19 protein-coding genes are annotated in these 22,270 nt (G+C 60.5%); 14 read left to right on the forward strand and 5 right to left on the reverse strand.

Annotated elements, in window-relative coordinates; all coding sequences use genetic code 11:
* Nucleotide 1: 1 nt before the first annotated feature.
* The 3 genes from HDE72_RS15105 to HDE72_RS15115 are packed head-to-tail and all read right to left on the reverse strand — an operon-like array spanning nt 2 to nt 3,177.
* Nucleotides 2–1,330: an aminopeptidase P N-terminal domain-containing protein gene (locus tag HDE72_RS15105; RefSeq protein ID WP_183742447.1), complete on the reverse strand. Its 1,329-nt coding sequence runs from the start codon at nt 1,328–1,330 to the stop codon at nt 2–4.
* Nucleotides 1,330–2,049, reverse strand: a complete 720-nt coding sequence (gene murU / locus HDE72_RS15110; RefSeq protein ID WP_183742306.1) for an N-acetylmuramate alpha-1-phosphate uridylyltransferase MurU — start codon at nt 2,047–2,049, stop codon at nt 1,330–1,332. The genes HDE72_RS15105 and murU overlap by 1 nt, the downstream gene beginning before the upstream one ends.
* 60 nt (nt 2,050–2,109) lie before the next feature.
* Nucleotides 2,110–3,177: an aminoglycoside phosphotransferase family protein gene (locus HDE72_RS15115; protein WP_183742308.1), complete on the reverse strand. Its 1,068-nt coding sequence runs from the start codon at nt 3,175–3,177 to the stop codon at nt 2,110–2,112.
* Between the two features lie 99 nt (nt 3,178–3,276).
* Between HDE72_RS15115 and HDE72_RS15120 the strand changes: the two genes are divergently transcribed.
* The 4 genes from HDE72_RS15120 to rsmA all read left to right on the forward strand — a co-directional run bounded on the left by HDE72_RS15120 (nt 3,277) and on the right by rsmA (nt 9,038).
* On the forward strand, nt 3,277–5,550 hold the full coding sequence (locus HDE72_RS15120) for an LPS-assembly protein LptD (RefSeq protein WP_183742310.1): 2,274 nt from the start codon (nt 3,277–3,279) through the stop codon (nt 5,548–5,550).
* Between the two features lie 103 nt (nt 5,551–5,653).
* A complete protein-coding gene (locus HDE72_RS15125; RefSeq protein ID WP_260176709.1) occupies nt 5,654–7,102 on the forward strand; it encodes a peptidylprolyl isomerase in 1,449 nt (482 codons plus the stop codon).
* 19 nt (nt 7,103–7,121) lie between these two features.
* Entirely contained in the window at nt 7,122–8,207 is a 1,086-nt protein-coding gene (gene pdxA / locus HDE72_RS15130; protein ID WP_311735243.1) for a 4-hydroxythreonine-4-phosphate dehydrogenase PdxA, read from the forward strand.
* Nucleotides 8,208–8,258: 51 nt separating this feature from the next.
* Nucleotides 8,259–9,038: a 16S rRNA (adenine(1518)-N(6)/adenine(1519)-N(6))-dimethyltransferase RsmA gene (rsmA, locus tag HDE72_RS15135; protein WP_183742314.1), complete on the forward strand. Its 780-nt coding sequence runs from the start codon at nt 8,259–8,261 to the stop codon at nt 9,036–9,038.
* Between the two features lie 104 nt (nt 9,039–9,142).
* On the opposite strand, the gene HDE72_RS15140 is transcribed toward rsmA, so the two are convergent.
* Complete coding sequence (locus HDE72_RS15140; RefSeq protein WP_183742316.1) at nt 9,143–10,060, reverse strand: LysR family transcriptional regulator; 918 nt, start codon at nt 10,058–10,060, stop codon at nt 9,143–9,145.
* 233 nt (nt 10,061–10,293) lie between these two features.
* Here HDE72_RS15140 and HDE72_RS15145 point away from each other — a divergent pair, with 233 nt between their 5' ends.
* The 7 genes from HDE72_RS15145 to HDE72_RS15175 are packed head-to-tail and all read left to right on the forward strand — an operon-like array spanning nt 10,294 to nt 17,263.
* Nucleotides 10,294–11,424, forward strand: coding sequence for a porin (locus HDE72_RS15145; protein WP_260176710.1), 1,131 nt, complete (start codon nt 10,294–10,296; stop codon nt 11,422–11,424).
* A gap of 57 nt (nt 11,425–11,481) precedes the next feature.
* The gene (locus HDE72_RS15150) at nt 11,482–12,504 is read left to right on the forward strand and encodes an ABC transporter substrate-binding protein (protein WP_260176711.1); all 1,023 of its coding nucleotides are present in this window, start codon (nt 11,482–11,484) and stop codon (nt 12,502–12,504) included.
* 21 nt (nt 12,505–12,525) lie between these two features.
* Nucleotides 12,526–13,365, forward strand: coding sequence for an ABC transporter permease (locus HDE72_RS15155; protein ID WP_183742318.1), 840 nt, complete (start codon nt 12,526–12,528; stop codon nt 13,363–13,365).
* A complete protein-coding gene (locus HDE72_RS15160) occupies nt 13,362–14,141 on the forward strand; it encodes an ABC transporter permease (protein WP_183742320.1) in 780 nt (259 codons plus the stop codon). The genes HDE72_RS15155 and HDE72_RS15160 overlap by 4 nt, the downstream gene beginning before the upstream one ends.
* 7 nt (nt 14,142–14,148) lie before the next feature.
* Nucleotides 14,149–15,180 (forward strand): ABC transporter ATP-binding protein, encoded by a 1,032-nt coding sequence (locus tag HDE72_RS15165; protein WP_183742322.1) that lies wholly within the window; start codon nt 14,149–14,151, stop codon nt 15,178–15,180.
* Between the two features lie 28 nt (nt 15,181–15,208).
* Nucleotides 15,209–16,153 (forward strand): nucleoside hydrolase, encoded by a 945-nt coding sequence (locus HDE72_RS15170; RefSeq protein WP_260176712.1) that lies wholly within the window; start codon nt 15,209–15,211, stop codon nt 16,151–16,153.
* Between the two features lie 39 nt (nt 16,154–16,192).
* The gene (locus HDE72_RS15175; protein ID WP_183742324.1) at nt 16,193–17,263 is read left to right on the forward strand and encodes an adenosine deaminase family protein; all 1,071 of its coding nucleotides are present in this window, start codon (nt 16,193–16,195) and stop codon (nt 17,261–17,263) included.
* Nucleotide 17,264: 1 nt separating this feature from the next.
* Here the strand turns inward: HDE72_RS15175 and HDE72_RS15180 are convergent, their stop codons facing one another.
* The gene (locus HDE72_RS15180; protein ID WP_183742326.1) at nt 17,265–18,647 is read right to left on the reverse strand and encodes a short-chain fatty acyl-CoA regulator family protein; all 1,383 of its coding nucleotides are present in this window, start codon (nt 18,645–18,647) and stop codon (nt 17,265–17,267) included.
* Nucleotides 18,648–18,805: 158 nt separating this feature from the next.
* On the opposite strand from HDE72_RS15180, the gene HDE72_RS15185 reads away from it, so the two are divergent.
* Genes HDE72_RS15185 through HDE72_RS15195 form a run of 3 tightly spaced genes read left to right on the forward strand, consistent with a single transcriptional unit; the run spans nt 18,806 to nt 22,266 of the window.
* Nucleotides 18,806–20,314 carry a CoA-acylating methylmalonate-semialdehyde dehydrogenase gene (locus tag HDE72_RS15185; RefSeq protein ID WP_183742328.1) on the forward strand — a complete coding sequence of 503 codons (1,509 nt, stop codon included), beginning with the start codon at nt 18,806–18,808 and terminating at the stop codon, nt 20,312–20,314.
* A 9-nt stretch (nt 20,315–20,323) separates the two neighbouring features.
* A complete protein-coding gene (locus HDE72_RS15190; protein ID WP_183742330.1) occupies nt 20,324–21,484 on the forward strand; it encodes an acyl-CoA dehydrogenase family protein in 1,161 nt (386 codons plus the stop codon).
* A complete protein-coding gene (locus HDE72_RS15195; protein WP_183742332.1) occupies nt 21,481–22,266 on the forward strand; it encodes an enoyl-CoA hydratase in 786 nt (261 codons plus the stop codon). The genes HDE72_RS15190 and HDE72_RS15195 overlap by 4 nt, the downstream gene beginning before the upstream one ends.
* Nucleotides 22,267–22,270: the final 4 nt, after the last annotated feature.

Consider the following 22,270-nt stretch of genomic DNA (forward strand, 5'->3'; position numbering starts at 1 on the left):
GCTACGGCTTTGTGTGTGACATCAGTTGTTCGATTTCAGCGACGCTTTTGGGCGCCGTGCTGAAAATTTCATGGCCTTGCGGCGTGACCAGCACATCATCCTCGATGCGGATGCCGGTATGCCAGAACCGCTCGGGCACGCCGGGGCCGGGGCGCACATAGATGCCCGGTTCCACCGTCAGCACCATGCCTGGCGCCAAAGCGCGCCACGGCTTGCCGGCTGCACCGGTATCGCGGTAGGCGCCCACGTCATGCACGTCCATGCCCAGCCAGTGGCTGGTGCCGTGCATATAGAACGGCAGATAGCTTTTATCGGCGATGACGTCCTGCACGCTGCCATGCTGTTGCCGATCCAGCAGGTGCAGGTCCAGCATGCCCTGCGCCAGCACCTGCACGGCGGCTTCGTGGATGGCGCTTTGCGCACTGCCGGGGCGTATCACATCGAACGCCGCCTGCTGCGCCGCCAGCACCAGTTCATACAAGGCCTTTTGCGGCCCGCTGAAACGGCCGTTGACGGGATAAGTACGCGTGATGTCGGAGGCGTAGCCATCGAGTTCGCAGCCGGCGTCGATCAGCAGCAGGTCGCCATCGTTCAATACGGCGTTGTTGGCGCTGTAGTGCAGGATGCAGGCGTTGGCGCCACCGGCCACGATGGACGAATAGGCGGGGAACTGCGCGCCGTTGCGGCGAAATTCGTACAGCAGTTCCGCCTCGATCGCATATTCATGCAGGCCGGGGCGCGTGGCCCGCATGGCGCGCGCGTGGGCTGCGCTTGAAATATCTGCGGCGCGCCGCATCAGGACTTGTTCTTCGGCGTCCTTGAACAAACGCATGGCGTCGAGCATGCCGCTGATGTCATGTGCGCTGTTTGGTGCCGTGATGCCGCTGCGGGCTTTTTGCCGCACCTGCTGTAGCCACAGTTTGACTTGGGTATCCAGGCTGCCGCCCAGCGCGTAATACAGGGCTGGCGCATCGGCCAGCAGGTGCGCCATTTCCACGTCCAGTTCCTCGATGGGGAAGGCGGCATCGAAGCCAAAAGTGAGACGTGCCGCTTCTGGCCCATGGCGGAAGCCATCCCAGATTTCACGTTCGGTATTCTTGGCGCGGCAAAACAGGATGGCCCGCGCGGGCGCCGTGGCGCTGGCGGCGACCAGCGCCAGCGCGCTGTGCGGTTCCGTATAACCGCTGAGGTAATAGAAATAGCTGTCGTGGCGATACGGGTAATCGCAATCGCTGTTGCGCGCTACTTCGGGCGCCGTGGCGATGATGGCCACGCTGCCCGGCAGCATTTGCGCCATCAGCGCCGCGCGCCGTGCCGCGTAGTTGGCCATCATGCTGCGCTGGCCTTGCCAGTGATGCCGTTGAGCGCGTCCAGCTGTTTCGGCGTGCCCACATTGGTCCATTCGCCTGGATAGATTTCGCCGCCTATGCGGCCCAGGTCTGCATATTTGCGCAGCAGATCGCCGAGTCCCGCGTGGCTGCCTGGCGTAATGCCGTCGAACATTTCGGGACGGTAGACACCGATGTTGCCGAACGTCCATTTTGGCGTGTCCGTATTGTTGATTGAATACAAGGTCAAACCGAAGTCGCCCTTGCGATGATGCTCGGGATTGGGTACCAGGTAAGTCCAGGCGATGTCGCGCTGGTCGGCCGGGTAGGGCGTGCCCAGCACATCCTTGTCGGCCAGCACGTCGAGCACTTGCCTGAAGTCGAAATAGGGGCAATAGATATCGCCGGAAATGGCCAGGAATGGCTCTTCGCCCAGCAAGTGGCGCGCCTGGGCGATGCCGCCGGCCGTTTCCAGCGGCGTGGTCTCGGGCGAATACGCGATGCGCGCGCCAAACTGGCTGCCGTCGCCCAGCGTTGCTTCGATCAGATGGCCCAGGTGCGAGTGATTGATGACGATCTCGGTGATGCCGGCACGCACCAGGTTCAGCACATGCCAGACGATCAATGGACGCCCGCGCACTTTCAGCAGCGGTTTTGGGCAGGTATCGGTGAGCGGACGCATCCGTTCACCACGGCCTGCGGCGAAGATCATGGCTTTCATGGTGGTACTCGTTTCTGATTCGTTCGGTGAATGAGGCGCGGCTTGTGCCGCGCGGTCTGTTTAGAAGGTATAACCGACTTGCGGCGTTTTGTTCTCTAATGCATCGAGCAGGCGCACCAGCGGCTTGAGTTCCGTGTAGCGGTTGGCCGTCTTGCGCACGTAGTCGAGCACGGTCGGCAGGTCGGCCATATAGATATCCTTGCCATCGCGGTAGTTCAGGCGCGCGAACAGGCCCAGGATTTTCAGATGGCGCTGCAGGGCCGTGAATTCGAAATCGCGGTAGAAGGCGTCGATATCGGGATTCACCGGCAGGCCCAGCTGTTTGGCGCGCTGCCAGTAGCGTATCACCCAGTCGAGCACCAGCTCTTCATCCCACTGGATATAGGCGTCGCGCAGCAGCGAGGCGATATCGTAGGTGATCGGGCCAAACACGGCGTCCTGGAAATCGAGGATGCCGGGATTCGGGATGGAACCGTCGTTAATATGCATCAAATTGCGCGAATGATAATCGCGATGCATGAAAACTTGCTGCTGCGACAAGATATTCCCCGTGATGGCTTCAAACACCTTGTTCAGCTGGGTTTCCTGCACGTCCGTCAGGGTGGCGCCCAGGTGTTTGCCGATAAACCATTCGGGGAACAGATTCATTTCGCGCAAGATAAAGGCGCGGTCGAATTCAGGCAGCAGGCCCGGTTCGCTGGCTTGCTGGATTTTCATCAGGGATTCCAGCGCTTCGGCGTACAGCACGGCGGCATTGTCGTGGTTCAGTGCATCCAGATAGGTGGTCGTTCCCAGGTCGGAGAGCAGCAGGAAACCGTTGTCCAGATCTTGCGCGATGATCTCGGGCACGGAGACGCCGGCCTTTTTCAGCAGGCCGGCCACCTTCACGAAGGTGGGCACGTTTTCGCGCTCGGGCGGCGCATCCATGGCAATCAGTGTATTTCCTGGCAAGTTCGTGGCGCCGGGCAAGACGTCCAGACGGAAGTAGCGGCGGAAGCTGGCATCGCTGGAAGCGGGGCGGGCGGAATCGGGCGAGACGAGGTTAAGCGAGGTCAACCAGGCTTTCAACAGGGTCAGGCGAGCGTCGGTCTGGGCCGGCGCGGCAGGGGAATTGGAAGAGAATGACATTAAGCGGCCTGTGGAATCGGGTTGATGATGCAGATTCCCATATAATAAGGGATTCAAATCAAAAAATCGCCTGTCAATGGTGCTTACCCCGTCCAATTCATGAGCTGGTTTTCGGCCTCCCCCCCCTCGCAGCGCTGGGCTTTCGCCATCAGCGCGCTCGTCGCTGCTACGGCGGTGCCTGCTTACGCCCAGAAAGCCCAGCGCCCGGCGGTTCAACGCCCGGTGCATGTGGAAGACCCGAATGCGCCCACCGTCATGACGGCGGAAAGCATGGATGGCCGCCCGGAACGGGAGATCAATCTTGACAGCGATGTCGTGATTGAGCGGGGAAACACCACAAAATTGACCTCGGATACAGCTTGTTACAAACAAGTTGAAGATCAGTTCGATGCGGCAGGCAATGTCAAGCTCAAGCGTTTCGGCGACTCTTACACAGGCGATGTGCTGAAGCTGAACATGGAAACGGGCAAGGGTTTTCTGCTCAATCCGACTTACCGCTTTGAAGTGGGCCATGGCCAGGGCAAGGCTGAGCGCGTCGACTTTATCAATCCCGATGAAGCCAATATCATCAATGGTACTTACAGTACCTGCGAAGGACCGAATCCGGACTGGTATCTGCAGTCGAGCACCCTGAACCTGGACACGGGCCGCGATGTGGGCACGGGTAGCCAGACCATCATTTATTTCAAGGGTGTACCCATCCTCGGCACGCCGGGCATTTCGTTTTCGCTGTCGGGCGCGCGCCGTTCGGGCTGGCTGGCGCCTACGCCAGGTTTTGCCTCGAAGAATGGTTTTGAACTGACGGTACCGTATTACCTGAATATCGCGCCGAACCGCGACTTGACCCTGTATCCGAAGTACATACAGCGGCGCGGCATCCAGCTGGGCGCCGATGCGCGCTACATGGGCGAGACCGATGACGGTTTAAAGTATCACGGCGAAACCTATGTCGAGTACTTGCATAACGACAAGCAGACCAAGACCGACCGCTACATGATCCGTTCCACGCATGAGCAGGATCTGGCGACCGGCTGGACGTATGGCTGGACCTTCCGCGATGCGTCGGATAATAATTACCCCAACGATTTCTCGAAAAACGTGGCCTCCGCCACCGAGCGCCAGTTGCTGCGCGAGTTGCGCACCGATTACCGCACCGAGGACTGGAGCCTGACGGTGCGCGCGCAGAATTACCAGGTCTTGCAAGACCCTGCCGCTGCCACTGACCCCACCGCGTCTGTCGCACGCCCGTATGATCGCTTGCCATCGATCAACTTCCACGCTGGTAAATATGATGTATGGGGTGGTTTCGACTGGTCGTTTGACAGTGAAGTGACGCGTTTTGCGCACCCGACGCTGGTGCAGGGTACGCGCGTGGTTGCCGTGCCGCAAGTGAGTTTCCCCATCGTTCGCCCTGGTTATTTCATCACGCCCAAGCTGATGTTCAATGCCAGCGCATATCAGATTGACAATAATCCCAATTCGACGGTGCAGTACGCGCAGACTTCGCTGACGCGCACGGTGCCGACGGTGTCGGTCGATAGCGGCCTGGTGTTTGAACGCGACACCAATCTGTTTGGCACCAAGGGTGGCACGCAGACGCTGGAGCCACGTTTGTTCTACGTCTACACGCCGTACCGCGACCAATCGCAAATTCCGACTTTCGATACGGCCAATGGCACTTTCGACCTGACGCAGATATTTTCCGAAAACCGCTTCGTCGGCAGCGACCGTATCGGTGACGCCAACCAGGTGACGGCGGCGCTCGTTTCACGCTTTTTGCAGCCCGATGGCGCCGAGCGCCTGCGTCTGACATTTGGCCAGCGTTTCTACTTTGCCGACCAGCGCGTGCAGCTCACTTCGACCACGCCAGTCAACCAGACGCGTTCGGATATCTTGCTGGCGGCAACCGGCCGCGTGTCGGAGACTTGGACCGTCGACAGCCTGGTGCAGTACAATCCGTCCGAGCACCAGTTGACCAGCTCAACGTACTCCTTGCAATATCAGCCGGCCCCGAAAAAGGTGTTGAATATTGCCAATCGTTATCAGAGCGGCCCTGGCGGTTTCCGTAATACGGATGTGTCGACCCAATGGCCGCTGACGAATCGTTTGTATGCCGTGGGCCGCATCAGTTACTCGCTGCTGAACCGCCGCATGCTGGAAAGTCTGATTGCCCTCGAATACAAGGGTGATTGCTGGGTGTTCCGCATGGGGGCGCAGCGTTTCGTGACCTCGTCCAATAATTCATCGACACCTATTTTCTTCCAGCTGGAATTGACGGGCTTGTCGAATGGCCTGGGGCTGGGTGCGAATGGCCTGGAAACATTTACCAAAACCATACCTGGCTATCAGCCATTGAACCCGCCTATCCGTTAAGATGGGCATTGTGGCCGCCGCCAGTGCCCCTGGCGCTGGCGCAAGCCGGTTTTTTTATTCACCTGAACTCATGAGCGCTCTACACATTATGCGTAATGCCAGTATGCACCAACTCAAAATTGCAGCGGTTTTGTTGTGCGCCGTTTCCGGCGCGACGACCAGTAGTGTCTGGGCGCAAGAGGCTGCAACTCCTGCCACACCGGCTGCGCCTGCTGCTCCCGTAGCGGCGGCTGCCACCACGCCTGCTGCGCCGGCACCAGCGGCGCCAGCGGCTGCAGCACCCGTCAAGGGTTTCACGCCGCCGGCATCAAGCACCGGTAAAACCATCGATTCCATCGCTGTCGTCGTCAATGACGAAGTGATCACGCGCAATGAAGTGGCCGCGCGCATCAAGAGCGTGGAACAGCGCATGAAGGCGCAGAACGTGCCGCTGCCCGACCCTGCCGACCTGCGCCGTCAATTGCTGGAACGCATGATTGTTGAGCGCGCGCAAATGCAGCTGGCCAAGGAAATGGGTGTGCGCGTGGATGACATCACGCTGGACCGCGCCATCGGTCGTATTGCTGAACAGCAAAAAATGACGGTGCAGGACTTGCGTAACCAGATGGAAAAAGAAGGCACGCCATTCGCCACGTTCCGCGAAGAAATCCGTGATGAAATCATCATGCAGCGTTTGCGCGAACATGAAGTCGATGCCAAGATCCAGATTTCCGACGCCGAAGTGGACAATTTCCTGGCTGGTGAAAAAGCCGCTGCCAGCGAACAGATCGAGCTGAACCTGTCGCAGATTCTGGTACGCATCCCTGAAAACTCCAGCCCGGAACAGATCGCCGCACGCCGCTCGCGCGCCGAAGAAGTCAGCCGTCAATTGCGCACGGGTGCCGATTTCGCCAAGATGGCCGCCACCTATTCCGACGCCAGCGATGCCTTGAGCGGCGGCGAGGTCGGCTGGCGCAATAGCGACCGTCTGCCGCCTTTGTTCACGGAACAGTTGTTGAAATTGAAGCCAGGCCAGATCACGCCCATCATCAAGAGCAACACCGGTTTCCATATCCTGAAACTGGTGGACCGCCGCACCGCGGCCGAAGCGCAAGCCGTGGATGCCGTGCAGCAGACGCATGCGCGCCACATCTTGCTGAAAGTCACGCCAACCATGTCGGCCGCCGATGCCAAGCGCAAGCTGGCGGACTTCAAGGAACGCATCGAGAACAAAACGGCCACGTTTGAAGACCTGGCCCGCCAGTTCTCGAACGATAGCTCGGCCAGCAAGGGCGGCGACGTGGGCTGGTTGTCGCCAGGCGACACCACGCCGGAATTTGAAGCAGCGATGAATACCCTGAAACCAGGCCAGATCAGTGATCCGGTGGAATCGAGCTTTGGTTATCACTTGATCGAAGTGCTGGAACGCAAGAGCGACGACGTCTCGAAAGAGAAAGAACGCAATGCCGCCCGTAATGCCTTGCGCGAGCGCAAGCTGGAAGAAGCAACGGAAGACTGGGCCCGCGAAGTGCGCGACCGCGCCTACGTTGAAATTCGTCCTGACGACCAGTAACCGATAGAAAGAACCGCGCGTGAGTGCCCAGCATCCATCATCTCCTGTGGCGCCCAGCGCGGCAGGTCGTTCAGCCGTGCGTCCGGCGATTGCCATTACCTGTGGCGAGCCGGCCGGCGTCGGCCCTGAAATTTCAATCCGCGCCGCCTGGGCCATGCGCCATGAAGTCAACTGCATCTTGCTGGGCGACGCGGCCTTCCTGGCGCTGACGGCCAGCCTGATCGATCCGGAAATACGCCTGGCGGCGCTGTCGCTGCAAGCCGTGCGCAACAGCGGCTTGCCGCATTTTGGTCCCGGCCGCCTGGCCGTGATCGATATTCCTACCGTCAATAATGTCATTCCTGGCGTGCTCGACAAGGACAATGGCCGTTCCGTGCTGGCCACCCTGGATGCCGCCGTCGAAGGCATACAGGCGGGCTGGTTTGGCGCCATGGTCACCGCGCCCTTGCAAAAAAGCACCATCAATGACGCCGGCGTGGCTTTTTCGGGCCACACGGAATACCTGGCTGAAAAAACAGGCACCAAGCAAGTGGTGATGATGCTGGCCGGTGAACCGGGACATGGTCAGCCGGTCTTGCGCGTGGCGCTGGCGACCACGCACCTGCCCCTGAAAGATGTAGCGGCCGCCATGACGGCGGACAGCCTGGCCGTTACCCTGGACATCATCCACGCTGATTTACAGCAAAAATTCGGCATCGCCGCGCCGCGCATCCTGGTCACCGGCCTGAACCCGCATGCGGGCGAGGGCGGTTATCTGGGACGCGAGGAAATCGAGGTGATTGCTCCGGCAATTGCCGCGGCGCAGGCGCGCGGCATCGATGCGCGCGGGCCGTATCCGGCCGACACCTTGTTCCAGCAGAAATATCTGGCGGACGCCGATTGCGTGCTGGCCATGTACCATGACCAGGGCTTGCCGGTATTGAAATACGCCACCTTCGGGCGCGGCATCAATATCACCCTGGGCTTGCCGCTGATACGCACTTCGGTCGATCACGGCACGGCGCTGGACCTGGCCGCGCAAGGGCTGGGCCTGGCCGATTGCCACAGCATGCAGCAAGCCTTGACGACGGCGCTGCAAATGTTGCAAGCAAGTTCACGTACCTGATCCTTCCGCTTTGTTACACCCCGCCTTAGCGCATTTATAGAAAAACAGCATATGAAACACGTAGCCCGCAAACGCTTTGGCCAGAACTTCCTGCATGACCGCTTCGTCCTCGACGACATCACGGCCGCCATCGCGCCGCAAGCAGACGATGCCATGGTCGAGATCGGTCCTGGCCTGGGCGCCATGACGGAACAGTTGCTGCGCCACTTGAAGCAGATGCATGTGGTCGAGCTGGACCGCGATCTGATCGTGCGCCTGGAGAAAACCTTCAATCCGGCCAAGCTGACCATCCATTCGGGCGATGCGCTGAAATTCGACTTTGCAAAGATACCCGTGCCGGCCGGCCAGAAGCTGCGCATCGTGGGCAACTTGCCATATAACATCTCCAGCCCCCTGCTATTCCACCTGGCGGACTTTGCGCCGCTGGTGCTGGACCAGCATTTCATGCTGCAAAAGGAAGTGGTCGAGCGCATGGTCGCCGAGCCGGGCAGCAAGGCCTATGGCCGCTTGTCCGTGATGCTGCAATGGCGCTACAACATGTCGCTGCTGTTCATCGTGCCGCCGACCGCTTTTGACCCGCCGCCGAAAGTGGAATCGGCCATCGTGCGCATGATCCCGGTGGCCAAGCGCCTGCCATGCGACCAGGAAACCTTGGAAGCGGTCGTCATGAAAGCCTTCTCGCAGCGCCGCAAGGTGATCCGCAATTGCCTGGCAGGCATGTTCACGGAAGAGCAGATCATCGCCGCCGGCATCGATCCTACTTTACGTCCGGAAACCGTGGGCCTGGAGCAATATGTGGCGCTGGCCAATCTGCTCAAAGCGCCTGCCTGATTAAGAGCGTCCAGAGAAATGTTCAGGGCTAGGCGCATTGCCGAAGACAGTACGAATGTACGGCGAGGCGATGCAACAACGCAATGGACGTTTTAGTGGGCGCGCTAAAACCAGTGGTCGACTTGCTGCAAATCCTGGCGTAGTGCTAAAAAGCAATCATCGACATGGTGGTTGCGGCTGATTTCATTGCGCCGCATCAGGGCGATCTTGCGCTTGCAGGTGGGTTGGCGCAGCGGCGCCACGTGCAAGTCTTCGTCGTTGAGGAAGGTGGTGTACAGGCTGGGCATGATGCCGACGGCGATGCCGGCGCGCACCACGCCGTACAGCGATTCGCTGTGCACCATCTGATACAGGGTGGTGGGGTTCAAACCGTGCTGGTGCAGGGCGCTGGAAGCGAATTCCCAGATACTGCCCTTGGTAAACACCACGATTTCCTGGCCCGCCAGCTGTTCCCAGCGGATTTCCTTGTGCGAGGCGAGCGCATGCCGGCCTGCGGTCACCAGCACCAGTTCATCCTCGAACAGGCCCACCGTTTCCAGTGACGCCGAACCAGGTACTTCGATACCCACGCAAAAATCCAGCTGGCCCGAGTGCAGCGCATGCAGCAAGCCATCGTTGGGCATGTCCGACAGGACGATTTCCACTTCATCGCCATGCTGTTCGTTGTAGCGCGCCACCACTACCGCCGTCATCGCCATGGCCGAGGGAATCGCGCCGATGCGGATGCGGTGCCGTCCGCTGCCGATGGCGCGCTGGATATCGGCAAAGGTATTGCTGGCCGTATTGAGCAAATGCGTGGTGTAGTCCAGCGCCAGCTTGCCTTCGCGCGTCAATTCCAGCTGATGCGTTGTGCGATTAAACAACTTCTTGCCCAGCTGATTTTCCAACAGTTTGATCGACGCGCTCAGCGCCGGCTGGGTCACGCACAATTCTTGTGCAGCCTTGCTGAAGCTGTTTACACGGGCCAGCGTGGAGAAAGCTTGTAAATGTCGTAATGAAATTTTCTTGCTTAGTTCATGCATGGCGTTGCTTATTAAAAAAAGTAATGGATTTATAAAAATAAACAAATTTTCTTATCCCGCAATTTACCATATTCTGGACTGGTCCTTACTTATCATGAAAGCAACAATTTTCTGACCAGTGCTTGAAATGCTGCGCCGTCACCGTCGGCAGCGGTGGTTTCAAGGGATGCAATCATTAAAAAATCAAAAAAACTTAAAAAAATTCAGCGGATAAACTCTCAAGGGCGGCGGCGATGAACAAATGGATGACTGGAACGATGGTGGTGGGTGGCTTGCTGGCGGCGCAGGGTGCTGCGCAGGCGCAGGAGCAAGGCAGTAGCAGTGTACAAATGTATGGTTTGCTGTCGGCCGGTATCGGCTACACCTCGGACGAAGGCGGTCATGCCTTGACGCATGCCATCAGTGGCAGCAACCAGAATCCCCGCATCGGTTTCCGTGGCCAGGAAGACCTGGGTGACGGTTTGAAGGCTTTATTTGTGCTGGAAAACGGTTTCAACGTGATGACGGGGACGTCAGCGCAGAGCGGCCGCCTGTTTGGCCGCCAGTCATATGTGGGCTTGTCGAGCAGCGACAAGGGTACGTTGACCCTGGGCCGCCAGTATGAAGCCGTCAAGGATTACCTGGGCCCGGTGGTGATCGCCAGTAACGGCGTGCATATCGGCGACAATGACAATGGCTATAACAATCTGCGCGTGCAGAACGCCATCAAGTATGTCAGCCCGACCATCCGCAATCTGTCGTTCACGGGCCTGTATGGCTACAGCGAGAATGCAGAAAATTCCAGCCAGAACCGCGCCTACAGTGTGGGTACCGGCTACAAAGTCGATGACTTCAGCTGGGCCTTGGCCTACACCAAATTTGACTACCCGAATAATCCCGCTGCACCGGATGGCGCACTGGGCAACGATTACGCCAGCCCTTTGCTGATTTTCAACAAGAGCGCACTGAAGGGCGCGGCCGGCGTACGCAGCCAGGCCATCGCCGGCACGGGAGGCTTTTATAATGTGGGCAGGACCAAGTTTGGCTTGCTGTACACCAATGTGCGCTACCACTACCTGGACCAGAGCAGCCTGACCTTGCAAAACGTGGACTTGAACATGAACCACAAGCTGACGGAAGCGCTGAACCTGGGCGCCTCGTATTTCTTTACTACCGGTAAATACGACGTGATCAACAAGTCGCCGAAATGGCATCAGGTCAACTTCCAGGCGGACTACTTCCTCTCCAAGCGCACGGACGTGGCGGTCACCTGGAGCTACCAGAAGGCCGCCGGCGACGCGACCTTTGCGCGTGTGTTCGGTTTTGGCGCATCGCAAGGCAAGACGCAGAGCGTGTTGATTGTCGGCATGCGACATTATTTCTGATATCGATTCATCTTTACAGGCGCTGTCTTCTAGCGCCGCCCCCTGAAAGGACGCACCTTGAAAAAGCAACTTTTGCTGGCCTTGAGCCTAGGCCTGCTGGCGAACGCCGCCTACGCGGAAAAACGCGAGCTGGTCATTTCGGCCTATCCGATTGCCCAGCCCTTGTTCATGAAATATGTGTACGAGCCGTTCAAGGCCAAGTGCGGTTGCGAGATCAAGGTGGAAACGGGTAACAACGCCGACCGCATCGCCAAGCTGGTCGCCCACCGCAACAATCCGGTGATCGACCTGGTGCTGCTGTCCGATTCCGGCATGCTGGAAGCGGCGCAAAAAGGTTTGATACAGCCGATGGATTACGCAAAGCTGAGCAACTACGGCCAGCTCTACGATGTGGCGAAAAACCCGATCGGCGGCAATTTCGCCGTCGGTTACACCCTGTATTCGGTGGGCCTGGTGTACCGCAGCGACAAGATCGCCCCGCTGACCTCATGGAAAGACCTGTGGCGCCCTGAACTGAAGGGCCGCGTGGCCTTCCCTGACGTCAGCACCACCCAGGGCCCGTTGATGCTGCGCATGGCCGACGCGGCCTGGGGCGGCAAGACCGACGACTACGCCACCGGCTTTGCCAAGATCGCCGGCATGAAGGGCAATGTCGTCACGTTCTCGAAAAACAGCGCGCAACTGGCGGCGCTGTTCGCCCAGGAAGAAATCTGGGCCGCACCGGTCGCCCGCTTCACCTGGTCGCAAATGCTCAAGACGGGCCTGCCCCTGAAATGGGCGATTCCTGCCGAAGGCCAGGCCGCTGGCATGAACGTGATGGGCATCGTCGCCAAATCGAAAAATGCCGACCTGGCGTACCAGCTGATGGATTTCTGGCTGTCCAAGGAAGTGCAGACGCAGCTGGCGACCAACCTGGTCGACTCGCCCGTCAACAAGGAAGTGCGTCTGTCGGTCGCGGCCGCGCAATTCAATACCTATGGTCCTGATCAAATCAGCTCGCTCAAGTTCGTCAAGCCTGACGTCATCCTGAAGCAGCGTTCGAACTGGATGGAGAAGTGGAACAAGGCCATGAGCAAATAGTGGTGAGGAAGAGAGAACCGCATGTTTGCTGATCCTAAAAAACGCCTGGGCCTGCTGCTGGTCCTGCCGGCGCTGATCTTTATCGTCGTCTGCTTCCTGCTGCCCGTGCTGGCGCTGCTGGTCGACGCCTTCCGTGTCGGCGACGGCATGCAATGGGGCTTAGACCGCTTTATCGCCTTCTTTTCGGAAGAGTTCAACCGCACCATCTTCTGGCGCACCCTGCGCATCGCCGCGCTGGTGACACTGGCGTCCGTGATCCTGGGCTATCCGGCCGCGCAGGCGATCGCCAAGGTCTCGCCACGCTGGCGCGGCATGGTGGTCGGCATGATGATTTTGCCTTTGATGGTCTCGCCGATTGCCCGTACCTATGCCTGGATCGTGCTGCTGGGCCGTAACGGCGCCGTCAACGCGGCGCTGGTCAGCATGGGTTTTACCGATGAACCGCTGCGGCTGCTGTTCAGCGAATTTGCCGTGTTTGTCGGCTTGCTGCAACTGCTGCTGCCGCTGATGCTGATGTCGCTGTCCGGCGCGCTGGAAAACCTGCCGCGCGACGTGGAGCCGGCTGCCGCCACCCTGGGCGCCAATCCCTGGCAAGTATTTTGCAAGGTCACCCTGCCGCTGACGCAGGAAGGCCTGGTCGTCGGCGGCACCCTGGTATTTACGGGCTGCGTTACCGCCTATGTCACGCCGGCCCTGCTGGGCGGCACCAAGGTGCTGATGCTGGAAACCCTGCTGTATCAAAAGGTCAGCGTGGAGAGCGATTTTGGCGCTGCCAACGTGATCGCCGTCATCCTGGTTTGCATGACCCTGCTGGTGAATGCGGTCCTCAAACGTATCTCGTCTAGCCGGAGTTCTGTATGAAGCAAAGTCTGTTATCGCGTTTGATGCTGTGGCTGGTATTTTTGTTCCTGCTGGGGCCATTCGCCATCGTGGTGCTGGCCGGTTTTTCCGGCGGCGAAACCATGGTGTTTCCGCCGCCATCGTATTCGCTGCGCTGGATCTTTGAAGTCTGGGCCGCGCCGGAATTTCGCCGCGCCTTCCAGACCAGCCTGGAAATCGGCCTGATCGCCACCGTGGTCGCGCTGGCGCTGGGCATCCCGGTCGCGTATGCGTTTTCGCGCATGCCGCCGCCGGGCATAGGCGTGATCCGCCAGGTGCTGACCTCGCCACTGATCATCCCCGCTATTCTGGTCGGCCTGGGCCTGTTGAATCACCTGGTGCTGACGATTAATGCGCCTGTCTACCTGGGCCTGTTGATCGGCCATATCGCGCTGCTGATTCCCTATGCGGTACGGGTGGTGTACGCCAGCCTGGTCAACCTGCGGGTCGATATCGAAGATGCAGCCATCACCCTGGGCGCGTCGCGCCTGCGCACCTTCGCCATGATCGTGCTGCCCAATATACGCAACGCCGTGATCGCCGCCTTCTTCCTGGCCTTTGTCACCTCGTTCAACCAGGTGCCCGTCTCGCTGTTCCTGACGGGCCCCGGCATCAGCACCTTGCCGATCGAGATGCTGGGCCATATGGAAAACAGCTTCGATCCGTCGATCGCCGCCATCTCCACCTTGCTGGTCCTGTTCACCATGGCTTTCGTGCTGGTGACCGAGAAGGTGCTGGGCATTTCAAAATACATGTAAGGACACCATGAGTTATCTGGAACTGCACAAGCTGAACCTCGGCTACGCAAAGAACACCACCTCGGTGAAAGACCTGGACCTGCACGTGGAGCAGGGCGAACTGATCTCGCTGCTGGGCCCCAGCGGCTGCGGCAAGACCACCACCATGCGCGCCGTTGCCGGCCTGATGCCGCTGCAGTCGGGCAGCATCATTTTGAATGGCCGCGACATCGGCAAGCTGCCGCCAAATAAACGCAATATCGGTATGGTGTTCCAGTCGTACGCGCTGTTCCCGCACCTGAATGTGTACGACAACGTGGCTTTCGGTTTGCGCCTGCGCAAGGTGCCGGCCGCCGAACTGAAGACCCGTGTCGAAGCGGTGATCGCCGCCGTGGGCCTGGCCGGTTTCGAGACCCGTTTGCCGGCGCAGATGTCCGGTGGCCAGCAGCAGCGCGTGGCGCTGGCGCGCGCCATCGTGGTCGAACCTGCCTTGCTGCTGCTCGATGAACCATTGTCTAACCTGGACGCCAAGCTGCGCGTGCAGATGCGCGCCGAGCTGCGCCGCATCCAGCGCGAACTGGGCATCACCATGCTGTACGTGACGCATGACCAGGAAGAAGCGCTGGCTTTGTCCGACCGTATCGTGGTCATGAATGGCGGCCGCATCGAGCAGTTGGATGTGCCGGAAGCCGTGTTCAATACGCCATCGTCGCGTTTCGTGGCCAACTTTATGGGCGTGGAAAACCTGTTCGATTACCGTGACGGCGCACTATGCCACGGCGATACGCGCCTGCCGTATGCCACGCCGGTGCCAGCTGGCACCACGGTGCTGGGCTGGCGCCCGGACAAGGTGCGCGTGTGCGCCGCCGACGATGCGGCTGGCCAGTATCCGGGCACGGTGCTGGCGCGCGGCTTCCTGGGCGATACGGTGGAATACCTGCTCGACACGCCGCTGGGCAACGTCAAGGGCATCAGCACTGCCGCCTCCGCCGCCTGGCGCGAAGGCACGGCGGTCAGCTTTGCGCTGCCTGCCGATAGCGCCCTGAGCCTGCAGGCCTGATTTTTCTTTTGATGCGACTGGACACTCCATGGACAAGACCCTGAAAAAGATTTGGCTCGATACCGATCCCGGTTTTGACGACTGGCTGACGATGCTGCTATTGGGTAGCAATCCCGATATCGAATGGCTGGGCGTGAGCGTGGCGACCGGTAATGCGCCAGTCGCCATCACCTATGACAACGCCTTGCGCATCAAGGCCAATGACGGTTTGACGGTACCGATCTACCGCGGTTGCGAGCAGCCGCTGGTGGGCGAGATCGAAACGGCGCAGCGCATCCTGGGCGACACCGGCATGCCGACCACCGGCACGCCCTTGCCGCCCGGCGCGGCCAGCGATGCGCCCGGCCACGCCGTCGATGCGCTGATAGAGGCGGTACGCGCTAATGCGGGCCAGATCACGATACTGGCGATCGCACCGATGACCAATCTGGCCACGGCGCTGAGCAAGGCGCCTGATATCGCCGGCAAGATCGTGGAAATCATTTTGATGGGCGGCTCGACCGACCAGGGCAACCATACGGCGGCCGCCGAATTCAATATTTATTCCGACCCGGAAGCGGCCGCGCAAGTCTTCCAGGCCGGTATTCCGCTGCGCATGTTCGGTTTGAATTTGTGCCGCCAGCTGCTGGTGACGAAAGTGGAAGTGGAGCGCCTGCGCACCATCGCCACGCCGCGTGCCTTGACGCTGGCCGGCTACCTGGAAGCCTATGTGCGCATCCGCAGTGCCGACGGTTCCGTGCCCATGCCCATGTACGACCCGGTGGTAGCCCTGTACCTGGAAGCGCCGCAGCTGTTCCAGTTCCAGCCGGCCCACGTGGCCGTCGAATTGCAGGGCGAGCTGACACGCGGCATGACGGTGTGTGAATTCCGCGTGCCGCGCCGCGCGCCCATCAATACGCAGGTGGCGATGCTGGCCGATGGGCCGCAAGCCATCGAGCGATTGATGCGCCGCCTGACGGCGATCTTGCTGTGATCCTGCTGTACGCCCTTTACTCTTAACGAATCGAGTTTCATGAGCACCGACATTTTGCCTGCCACTTCCTTGACTATCGAAGAGTTTGTCCACGCCATGCCCAAGGTGGAGCTGCATTGCCACCTGTTCGGCACGGTGCGCCAGGCCACCTTCCGCGCGCTGGCCGCGAAGAGCGGCAACGTCGTCACGCCTGAAGAAATCGACGCTTTTTATACCCGTGGCGACAAACCGGTTGGCGTGCTGCGCGTGCTGCGGGCGCTCGATGCACACCTGATCATCTCGCCAACCGACCTGTATTGCCTGGCCTATGAATACCTGGAAGACGCGCACAGCCACAATGTGCGTTATGCCGAGTTTTTCTGGAACCCCACCGGCACCGTGCGCGTATCGGGCATACGCTACGAATCGGCGCAAGACGCCATCGTGGCGGCCATCCGGGATGCGCAGCGCGATTTCGGCGTGGTTGGCCGTTTGATCCCCAGCATCGACCGTGAAGCCAGTCCGGCCGAAGCGGTGCAGATGGTGGAGTGGATGAAGGCCTACCGCGCGCCCGAAGTGATCGGCATCGGCATCGATTACCGTGAAAACGACCGCCCGCCAGAATTGTTTGCCGATGCTTACCGCCTCGCGCGCGAAGCCGGTTTCAAATGCACGGCGCATGCGGGTGAATTCGGCATGCCGTGGATGAATGTGGAAACAGCGGTCGACCTGTTGCAGGTGGACCGTATGGACCATGGCTACACCATCGTCGACAATCCGGCACTGGCGCAGCGCTGCGTGGAAAAGGACCTGATATTTACGGTCGTGCCGACCAATTCCTATTATCTGCGCACCCTGGCGCCGGAACGCTGGGCGCTCGATCACCCGATCCGTGCCATGGCCAAGCTGGGTCTGCGCTTGCATCCGAATTCGGACGATCCGACCCTGCACCACGTGACGCCAACGGGCGCCTGGCTGATGATGCGCGAATTCGGTTTTGGCCTGGACGACATGCGCGGCTTCATGCTCAACGGCCTGGACGCAGCCTGGATCGACGACAGCACGCGGCGCGACTGGCGCGCTGACTTCACGCGTGAATTCGACGCACTGCGCGCGCGGGTCGCCAGGTAATTCAGGCTGATATGGGCGGCGGCAGCAGCAGCGATGGAAACGCCCGCTGCGGGCAAGCCTGCCGCTCGCACACCTTGCAGCCCGTGCCGATCGGTGTGGCGCCAGCCGGGTCGTGCAGATCGAGTCCCTTCGAATAAATCAGCCGGTGCGCCTGTGAGATATCGCAGCCCAGCGCCACGGCGAAGGTTTTTCCCGGCGCCCGGAAACCCGGCGAGGCCGTGCTGACCTGGCGCGCAATCCACAAATGGGTGCAGCCGTCGGGCATGCTGGCCACCTGCGTCAGCACCTGGCCCGGATGGCTGAAGGCGTCATAGACGATCCACAGCGGGCAGGTGCCGCCCACTCTTGAAAAGTGAAAATCGGTGGCCGACTGGCGTTTCGAGACATTGCCTGCGCGGTCCACGCGCACGAAAAAGAAGGGCAAGCCCGCTGCTTCGGGGCGCTGCATGGTGCTCAGGCGATGGCAGACCGCTTCAAAACCCACGCCAAACTGGTGCGCCAGGCGTTCGATATCGTAGGCGCGGCTTTCGGCCGCCTGCAAAAAGCGCTGGTAGGGCATCAAGAGGGCGCCCGCGAAATAATTCGACAGGGCCAGCCGCGCGCTGGTTTGTGCGCCAGCGCCGGAAAAGCCGGCCGCCAGCACCAGCGCGTCGATCAATGCGCTGTGTTCCAGCAGGCTGATTTGCGCCGCCATCTGGAAGGCGCGCTGGCCGCCCGTCAGGCTGTCGGGCAGCCACAATATATGTTGTTGGGCGTCGTAGCGGTGCTTGCGCACCATGCCGGCGTCGCCATCGGACCATTGCACGCGAATGCCGTGGCGTTCCAGCAAACGCGCTTGCAGCGCATCGTGGGTGCGCTGGCCGCCAGGCAGCTCTTCGGCCACGGCTTCGGCTGCCCGGTCCAGCTCATCGATGTAGTTTTGCCGCCGGTTCAGGTATTCGCGCACCTCTTCGTCCGTCGATGGCGTGGCCGAACTGGCGCCGCGGCTGCCATCGTCCAGGCGTGCGGCCAGGGTATCTGCCCGTTCGGCCATGACCCGGTAGCGCCGCTGTAGCAGCAAGATCGAGCGCGCCAGCTCGGGCATGTTTTCCACCAGCATTTTGAGTTCCGCCATCGAGGTGGGCGGCGCGTCGGGCAATTCGCCGAAAACGTCGCGCACGTCGGCCACCAGGCTGGCGCTGTCGTGTTCCGAGAAGATTTGTGGATCGACCCCCAGCACGCTGCCGATGCGCAGCAAGATGGGCACCGTCAGCGGTCGCTGGTTGCGTTCCATCTGGTTCAGATAGCTGGGTGAAATGCCCAGGGCCTTGGCCAGCGCCACCTGCGTCATGCGCCGTTCTTCGCGCAGCCGCTGCAGGCGCACGCCCATGAAAACCTTTGCCATTACTGTCCCTCTTCCTCGGCTTGTGGAATCTGCAAATTTACAATATTTGCAGATTAACAGATTCAGCTTTGCATTATCTCGCATTTTCACGCCTTGTTCGCACGGGGTAATGTGCGAATAATGCAAACAGACCTATCCTTAAAACCAGGAGACACAGAGTGACCACGCAAAACACTATCCCGACCGTTCCCTTATTGATCAATGGCGAGTGGGTGGAATCAAAAACCACCGTCTGGCGCGATGTCGTCAACCCGGCCACCCAGGAGGTATTGGCCAAGGTACCGTTCGCCACGCCCGATGAAGTCAACGCGGCCATCGCCTCGGCGCAGCGCGCCTTTAAAACCTGGCGCAAGACGCCGATCGGCGCGCGCGCCCGCATCTTTTTGAAGCTGCAGCAACTGATACGTGAAAACATGGCCGACCTGGCCGCGACCCTGACCATGGAACAGGGCAAGACCCTGCTCGACGCGGAAGGCGACGTGTTCCGCGGCCTGGAAGTGGTCGAGCACGCGGCCAATATCGGCACCCTGCAAATGGGCGAATATGCGCAAAACGTGGCTGGCGGCGTCGATACGTATAGCGTGCTGCAGCCGCTGGGCGTGTGCGCCGGCATCACGCCCTTCAATTTCCCGGCCATGATACCGCTGTGGATGTTCCCGATGGCAATTGCCTGTGGCAATACTTTCGTGCTGAAACCCTCCGAGCAAGATCCGCTGGTGACGGAAAAACTGGTGCGCCTGGCCTTGCAGGCGGGGATTCCGGCCGGCGTGCTGAACGTGATACACGGTGGCGAAGACGTGGTCAACGCCCTGTGCGACCATCCGGACATCAAGGCGATCTCGTTTGTCGGTTCCAGCAAGGTGGGCACGCATGTCTACCAGCGCGCCAGCCTGAACGGCAAGCGCGCGCAATGCATGATGGGCGCCAAGAACCACGCGGTGGTCTTGCCAGACGCCAACAAAGAACAGACCCTGAACCAGCTGCTGGGCGCCGGCTTTGGCGCGGCGGGCCAGCGCTGCATGGCCGCTTCCGTGGCTGTGCTGGTGGGCGAGGCGCGCGACTGGCTGCCGGAGCTGGCGACCAAGGCGCAAACCCTGACGGTGGGCGCGGGCAAGGATAATCCTGACCTGGGCCCGGTGATTTCCTGTGCCGCCAAAGAGCGCGTATTCGGCCTGATCGCCAAGGGCGTGGAGCAGGGCGCAACCTTGACTCTCGATGGCCGCGACGTGCAAGTGGCGGGTTATCCGAACGGCAACTTCGTCGGCCCGACCATTCTGTCTGGCGTAAAACCCGGCATGGCCGTGTATGACCAGGAAATCTTTGGCCCCGTATTGATCGTGGTCGAAGTCGATACCCTCGACGAAGCAATCGCCCTGGTCAATGCCAATCCGAACGGCAATGGCACAGCCTTGTTTACGCAAAGCGGCGCGGCGGCGCGCTATTTCCAGGAAGAAATCGACGTGGGCCAGGTCGGCATCAACGTACCTATCCCTGTGCCGGTGCCCCTGTTCAGCTTTACCGGTTCGCGCGGCTCGAAACTGGGCGACCTGGGCCCGTTCGGCAAGCAAGTGGTGTTGTTCTACACGCAGACGCAAACGGTCACGCAGCGCTGGTTTACGGATGCGGCTTCGGTGGGCAAGGTCAATACCACCATCAGCCTCAAGTAAGGAGGGGGTATGGACTTTGAACTGAGCGACGAGCAGCGCGAGTTCCAGCAGGCGGCGCGCGCGTTTGCCGAAGGCGAGCTGGCGCCGCATGCGGCGCACTGGGATGCGGAGTCGATTTTCCCGGTCGAAACCATCGCCAAGGCCGGCGAAATGGGTTTTTGCGGCCTGTACACGCCGCAGCGCTGGGGCGGGCTGGGGCTGTCGCGCCAGGATGCGGCCATCGTCTTTGAAGAGCTGGCCGGTGGTTGCACTTCGACCACGGCCTACATCACCATCCACAATATGGCCACCTGGATGCTGTCGCGCTGGGGCCAGGAAGCCCTGTGCGACGAGTGGGTGCCGGCCCTGGCGGCGGGCCAGAAACTGGCCAGCTATTGTTTGACGGAACCGCAATCAGGGTCCGACGCAGCCTCCCTGCGTACCAAGGCTGTCAAGGATGGTGATTTTTACGTGCTGGACGGCACGAAAGCCTTTATTTCCGGCGCAGGCCAGACCGATATGCTGATCGTCATGGCGCGCACCGGCGGTGAAGGTGCGGCCGGTATTTCCGCGTTTGCCGTGCCGGCCAATTTGCCCGGCATCGTGTATGGCAAGAAAGAAGAGAAAATGGGCTGGAATAGCCAGCCCACGCGCATCATCAGTTTTGACCAGGTGAGAGTGCCGGTCGCCAACTTGCTGGGCGCGGAGGGCGAAGGGTTTGCGATTGCCATGAAGGGCATCGATGGCGGGCGCATCAATATCGCCGTGTGTTCGGTGGGCACGGCGCAAGCCGCCCTGACGCGCGCGCAAGCCTATATGAAGGAGCGCACGCAGTTTGGCCGTGAGCTGGCCCAGTTCCAGGCCCTGCAATTCAAGCTGGCCGACATGCTGACGGACCTGGTGGCGGCGCGCCAGATGGTGCGCCTGGCGGCCTGGAAGCTGGACCAGGAAAGCCCGGACGCCACCGCGTATTGCGCCATGGCCAAGCGTTTCGCTACCGATGTCGGTTTCAATGTGGCCAACGATGCGCTGCAATTGCACGGGGGCTACGGCTATATCCGCGAGTATCCGCTGGAGCGCCATGTGCGCGACACGCGTGTACATCAGATCCTGGAAGGGACCAATGAAATCATGCGCCTGATCGTCGCGCGAGCGATCTTGAAAGACGGCGCCACGGAGACCTTACGATGACTAAAACTTATAGCAATCTGCTGCTGGAGCGGCGCGAACACACGGCCCTCGTCACGCTGGCCAATCCGCCGGCCCATACCTGGACCCTGGACAGCCTGCGTGCCTTGAAGGAACTGGTCACCGACCTGAACGCTGACCCGGACGTGTATGCACTGGTGATCACGGGCGGTGGCGCCAAGTTCTTTTCGGCCGGCGCCGACCTGAAAGTCTTCGCTGACGGCGACAAAACCATGGCTTTCGACATGGCGGCCGCGTTTGGCGAGGCATTCGAGACATTGAGCGCGTTTCGTGGCGTCAGCATCGCGGCCATCAATGGCTACGCCATGGGCGGCGGGCTGGAATGCGCGCTCGCCTGCGATATCCGTATTGCCGAAGAGCATGCGCAAATGGCCTTGCCGGAAGCCTCGGTCGGTTTGCTGCCCTGTGCGGGTGGCACGCAACACCTGGCCTGGCTGGTCGGTGAAGGCTGGGCCAAGCGCATGATCTTGTGCGGCGAGCGGGTCGACGCGGCCAAGGCGCTGTCGATTGGCCTGGTGGAAGAAGTGGTGGCCACCGGCCAGGGTTTAACGGCCGCGCTGGCGCTGGCGGCCAAGGTGGCGCGCCAGAGTCCTGGCAGCGTGACGGCGTGCAAGTCCTTGATCCAGGGCGCGCGCAGCAAGCCACTGGTGCAATCCTTGCCCGACGAGCGCAGCCTGTTCCTGGGCCTGTTTGAGACGCAAGACCAGAAAGAAGGCGTGTTGGCCTTCCTGGAAAAACGCCAGGCGGAGTGGAAGAATGGATAAATCC

This window comes from Janthinobacterium saanense (genome assembly GCF_014200675.1).
In the GTDB taxonomy this organism is placed as follows: Bacteria; Pseudomonadota; Gammaproteobacteria; order Burkholderiales; family Burkholderiaceae_D; genus Janthinobacterium.